A 5,734-nucleotide genomic window follows, 5' to 3' on the forward strand; every position below is an offset into this window, starting at 1 on the left:
GCGCTCGCTGGGCCGCCCCGCCCAGGCCACGCCCACCGGCGCCGGCGGTCACCAGCTCCCGCCGGACACCCCGGAGTACACCGGGCGGGACACCATCCAGGCCCGGGCGCATGCCGTGCTCACCGATCAGGTGGCCCTGGCCCGGGGCACCGTCACGGCGGCCTTCGCCGGCAAGGCGGGCGCCGGCAAGACGGCCCTGGCCGTGCACATCGCGCATCGCATCCGCCCCGGCTTCACCGACGCGCTGTACGTGGACCTGCGCGGCACCAGCGAGCCGCTGGAGCCGGCGCGGGTGCTCGCCCGGTTCGTCCAGGCGCTCGGGGTCAGCCGGGCCGCGGTCCCCACCGACCCGGACGACCTGGCGGAGATGTACCGGGAGCTGCTCGCCACCCGCAAGGCGCTGATCATTCTGGACAACGCGGCGGGTGAGGCTCAGCTACGCCCGCTGCTGCCGACGAGTCCGGGCTGCGCCGTGCTCATCACCAGCCGGTCGCGGCTGCACGGGCTCACCGTGCCGTACTGGATGGTCGACGTCCTCATCCCCAGCGACGCGGTGGAGCTGCTGGCCAAGGTGGTCGGGGCGGCGCGGGTCGAGGCCGAACCGGAGGCGGCGCGCGACATCGTCGGGCTGTGCGGATACCTGCCGCTGGCGATCCAGATCGCCGGGCGCAAGCTGGCCGCGCATCCGCACTGGCGGCTGGCGCGGCTGGCCGGCCGGCTCGCCAACGAGCGGGACCGGCTGTCCTGGCTGGAGGTCGGCGACCTGGAGATCCGGGCCAGCTTCTCGCTGAGCTACGAGGGTCGGCCGGCCGACGAGCAGCGTGCCTTCCGGCTGCTGTCGCTGCCCGCGGTCAACGACTTCGCGCCGTGGGCCGCCGCGGCCGTGCTCGACGTCGATCTGGACGAGGCCGAGGACGTCGTCGACCGCCTCGCCGACGCGCAACTGCTGGAGCGGCGCGGCGTCGACGCGACCGGCACGGAGCGCTACCGGTTCCACGACCTGCTGCGGGTCTTCGCCCGGGAGCGGGAGACCGGCGTCGGGACGGCGATCGGCCAGCCCGCGTCGACGGCGGCGAGCGCCCACCCGGGGTTCGCGGACGGGGAGCGGGCGGGGTACGGCCATGACGGTCGGTCCCCGGCGGCCACGCCCGAAGGTGGCGTCGACGCCGGCGGCGACGGCGGGCACGGCGCCCTCGACGCTGGGAAACTCGACGATCCGCCAACGTTGTCCGGTGAACACCGAGCGGCGCTGAGCCGACTGCTGTACGCCTATCAGGTGATGCTGCGTGAGGCGGTCGATACCTTCAGCCCCGGGCGCGTCCGGACCCTGTCCGCCGACGGGCCGGACGCCGGCTTCGCCGCGCAGGCCGCCGCCCGGTTCGCCCGCGCCGATCTCGCCGAGGTCGTCCGCCGGCCGCTGGTCTGGTTCGGCGGGGAACGCTCGAACCTGCTGGCCCTGGTCGAACAGGCGCAGGCGGCCGGGCTCGACCAGCCGACCTGGCTGCTCGCCGTCGACGCCGCGGAGTTCTACGCGTTCGCGGCGCACTGGAGCGACTGGGCGCGCACCCATGCCCTGGGCCTGGCCGCCGCCCGCCGCACGGGGCACCGCCTCGCCGAGGCCGAGCTGCTCACCAGCCTCGGGGAGCGGGAGATCGTCCTGACGTTCGAGGAGGCGTTCTGGCGGTTGGACGCCGCCGGGGCCGACCCCGACGGCGAACCCGCGGTGGCGGTCACCGAGGACGCCCTCGAACGCCTGGCGCTGGCCACCGAGCGTTTCGCCCGGGCCCGGGAGATCTTCGCCGGGTTCGGCGCGGAGCTCGGCGAGGCGCGCGCCGTGCGCGGACTCGCCGACGCCTGCCGGGGCCGCGGCGAGTTCGCCGCGGCGCTGGCCCACTTCGAGACCTGCCTGGCGACGATGCGGCGGACCGGGGCCCGCCGCCTCGAGGCGGAGACGCTGGTCGCCCTCGCCATGACCCACGGCGACCGCAGGGAGCTCGCCGACGGCATCACCTGCCTGACGATGAGCCTGTCGATCGCCCGGGAACTCGCCAACGTGCCGCTGGCGGCGCAGGCCCAGCGGCGGCTGGGGGATCTCTACCGTTACCGGGAGCGCCCCGAACAGGCGCTGGCGGCCTACAACGAGAGCCTGCCGCTGCTGGCCGAGCTGCCCGACCTGTTGTGGGAGCCGCGCGTGCTGGTCCGCCGCGGTGACATCCTCGCCCAGCTCGACGACCATCCGGCGGCCCGGCGTTCCTGGCAGCAGGGCGTCACGCTGCTGCGCCAGCAGGGCTCCCCGGAGCTGGCCGCCGCCGAGGAACGGCTGACCGCGCCGGTCACCACCGAGCCGACCCAGTTCACCGGCGGCCGGCTGCTCGGAACCTTCGAACCGGCCTACTTCATCGCCCGGGTCGCCGCCTCGCGGCGCAGCGTGCGGTTACTGAACACGTGGACGGACCTGGTCTCCGCGCCGCACCGGGACGCCTTCACCGACGCGGTGGCGACGGCGATCGACGCCGGGGCGATCGTCCAGATCCTGCTGCTCGACCCGGACTCGCCGGCTGCGGCGGCGCGGACGGCCGACCTGTCGCACCGGATCGACGTGCCCGCCGAGATCCGGGCGAACCTGCTGATCCTGGACGGGCTGCGGGAGCGGCTCACCCCGGTCCTGCGGCCCCGCCTCGCCGTACGGCTCTACGCCGAGCAGCCGCTGACGACCTACCACCGCTGGGACTCGGGCGCGCTCGTGTCGAGCTTCCCGGTCGGCTACTCCTCGGCCGCCGCGACCCAGCACGAGGCGACGATCTCCTCGACCCTCGTCCAGTTCGTCGAGCAGCACTTCGAGCGGCTGTGGAGCCCGGCGGGCAGCGCCGCCCTCGACGACTACCTGCGCGTGCCGTTGCAGGTCCTGCGGTCGGACGCCGACCCGGTCGACGTGCGCGCCGAGTTCGTCCGGCTCGACGGGGCGGTGTATGTCGCGTCCGCGGAGCTGGCCACCCTGCTGCGCCACGGCGGCCCGGACGGCCTGGTTGCAACGGTGGCGGGCCACGGTCGGCACGCGCTGTCCGGCCTCGGCCGCGCCCGGGTGGTTCCGCTGCGCGACGACGCCGGCGCCGGGGTGGTGGCGACGGCCTTCACGCAGAAGTACGGGGCCGCCCGCGACGACCTGCTGCGACTGTCCTCGGTGCGGAGTTGAACGTGATGAGAACGGCGATTCCCATGAACCCGGCCAACCCCGCCACCCTGCTGGTGACCGTCGACTTCTGGCGGGTACCCCGCCGCCGGATCGGCCACGCCCTGGCGCGGGTCGCCGCCGACCGTTCCGCGCTGCGGCACGTCACCGGGCTGACGTTCGCCAAGCTGCTCGGCACCGGCTCGGCGAGCAGCCTCGGCCTGCGCGGCGCCGATCCCTGCCAGTGGGCGATGGTCGCGGTCTGGGAGACGCCGTCGGCGGCGCGGTCGTTCGAGCGGTCCGCGCAGGTGCGGGCCTGGTCGGTGCTGGCCGAGGAACGGTGGCGCATCGACCTGCACCCGCTGTCCTCACGCGGGCAGTGGTCGCGGCGGGAACCGTTCGGCGACTTCACGGCCGCGGCCGCGCCGACCGCCACCGCCGCGGGCACCAAGGTCGCGGTGATCACACGGGCCCGGGTCGCCCCCCGGCACACGCTCACCTTCCGCCGGGCGGTCCCGCCGGTGGTCGCGGACCTCGCCCAGGCCGGGGGGCTGCTGTTCGCCGCCGGGATCGGCGAGGCGCCGATCGGGCTGAAGGGGACGTTCAGCCTCTGGCAGGACGCGGCATCGCTGCGCCGGTTCGCCTACGGCCGGCCGGCACACAGCGAGGTCGTCCGCCGCACCCCCGAGGTCGGTTGGTACAGCGAGGAGCTGTTCGCGCGGTTCGCGGTGCTCGGCTCCCGCGGCACGCTCGGCGGACGCGATCCGCTGCTGGCCCTGCTCCCCGACCCGACGCTGACGGCCCCCCGACCTTGACGGTCCCGTCACGGTGCCAGGCCCTCCGACGGTGCTTGGCCCTCCAACGGTGCCAGGCCCTCCGACGTTGACGGCCCGTTGAAGGTGCCGTGCCTGCCCGGCCGCCCCGGACCGGCGCCGGGTTCGGCGGTTTGACAACCCGTTGACGGACGTCCGCCACGGTGGGGAGGTCCGGCGGCGAACCGGATGAGCCAGCCCGACGAACCGGATGAAGCGAACCGCATGCCGATGCCCCGTGACCAGGCACGTGCCCAGGTGTCCGCAGGCCAGGCACCCCCCGAAGCGACGCCCCGCGACCCAGGACCGCACCGCCCGGTTGCGCACGGATCCGTCCCCCACCGCCGGATACTGATCGCCACGGCGGTCGGCGCCCGCGTGGCGGACCTGGTCACCCGGGCCGGCAGCGCGGTCCTGCGCCCGGAGCTGGCCGCCCGTCCGGCCGACCTCGCCGACGCGCTGGCCGAGCTGCGCCCGCACACCCTGGTCGTCGGCGCGAACGCGGTCGACGCCACCGCCCTGCGGCGATGGGCCGCTGCGGTCCGCACGGACAGCCCAGGTACCGCCGACAGCCCGATCCGTGCGGACGATCCGGTTCACGTGGACGATCCGGTTCACGTGGACTCGGCGCGGTCCGACGCCGACCGCGAGCTCCTGCTCGTCCGCCGCGGCACCTCGCTGGCCGCCGTCGACACCGCCGCCGCCGCCCGGCTGGGGATCGAGGTGCGCAACACCCCGGAGGTCAACGCCCGCCACGTCGCCCGGTTCGTGACCGACCGACTGTTCGGCCCCGCCGGCAGCGGGGCGACGTCGCCCGCTCGGGAGCGCCCGGGCGTCCTCGGGCTGCTCGGCGCCGGCAACATCAACGGACGGGTGGCCCGGGACGGCGCCGCGCGGGGCTGGCGCCTGGTCGTGCACTCCCCCTCCCTCGTCACCGATCCCGCGTCGGTCGGCGCCTGGGCGCGTCACCACCGGCTGCCCGCCGACCGGGTGCGGATCGCCCGCACCGTGGCGGAAGTCCTCGAGTCCGCCGACGCGGTCGCCCTCGCCGTGCCGCTCGTCCACGCCGGGCCGTGGGCGACCGTCGACATGATCGACGCCCCGGATCTCAAGGCGTTCACGGGCGAACGAATCGTCTCGGTCAGCGAGCCCGAGGTGTTCACCGAACGTGCCCTGCTCGACGCCTACGACCGGCGTGATCTCACGGTCGTCCTGGACAACGCCCCGCGGCTGCTGGCCCCGGTGCGCACGCTGCTGGCCGCCCGGATCGACGGTGACGGCGGCGCCCCGCGCGACGGGTTCACCCTGTGCTCCGCGGCGATGCGTTCCGACGCCTGCGACGACGATCTGGATCAGGCCATGCTCGCCGTGGTCGGCCGGGCGGACCTGGACGAGCTGACCGGCGCCGACCTGCTCGGATCACCACTCGATCAGCCCGGTGCGGGCCGGGCCACCGACTGCCGGGTCGCCGAGGACCCGGCACCTGACGATCCCGCCGCGGGCGGCCACGGCGTGGTGGTCGTCGGCGGCGGGATCGTCGGACTCACCGTCGCGCTGCTGCTGCGGCTGCGGGGGTACCGCCGGATCCGGGTGCTCGATGCCGCGCCGGCGGATCGCGCCGATCCGGACCGGCAGGGCACGACGTTCGGGGGGGCCAACGCGCGGCACCTGTCGACGACCGAGACCCTGCCGCCGGCGGGTGCGGGCCGGGCCGGCATCCTCGAGCGCGCCCCGGCGGACGGCGGCTGGCGGC

2 protein-coding genes and 1 pseudogene are annotated in these 5,734 nt (G+C 75.5%); all 3 read left to right on the forward strand.

All coding sequences use genetic code 11. From position 1 onward, the window contains the following. Positions 1-3,193 (forward strand): tetratricopeptide repeat protein (locus tag ND748_RS23350; RefSeq protein ID WP_251748106.1); only part of this gene is annotated, 3,193 nt, incomplete at its 5' end. Between the two features lie 5 nt (positions 3,194-3,198). Beyond that, the gene (locus tag ND748_RS23355; RefSeq protein ID WP_251748107.1) at positions 3,199-3,984 is read left to right on the forward strand and encodes a spheroidene monooxygenase; all 786 of its coding nucleotides are present in this window, start codon (positions 3,199-3,201) and stop codon (positions 3,982-3,984) included. 375 nt (positions 3,985-4,359) lie between these two features. Further along, positions 4,360-5,734: pseudogene (locus tag ND748_RS23360) on the forward strand (FAD-dependent oxidoreductase); the annotation flags it as partial.

This window comes from Frankia sp. AiPs1 (assembly GCF_023716945.1).
Lineage (GTDB): Bacteria > Actinomycetota > Actinomycetes > Frankiales > Frankiaceae > Frankia.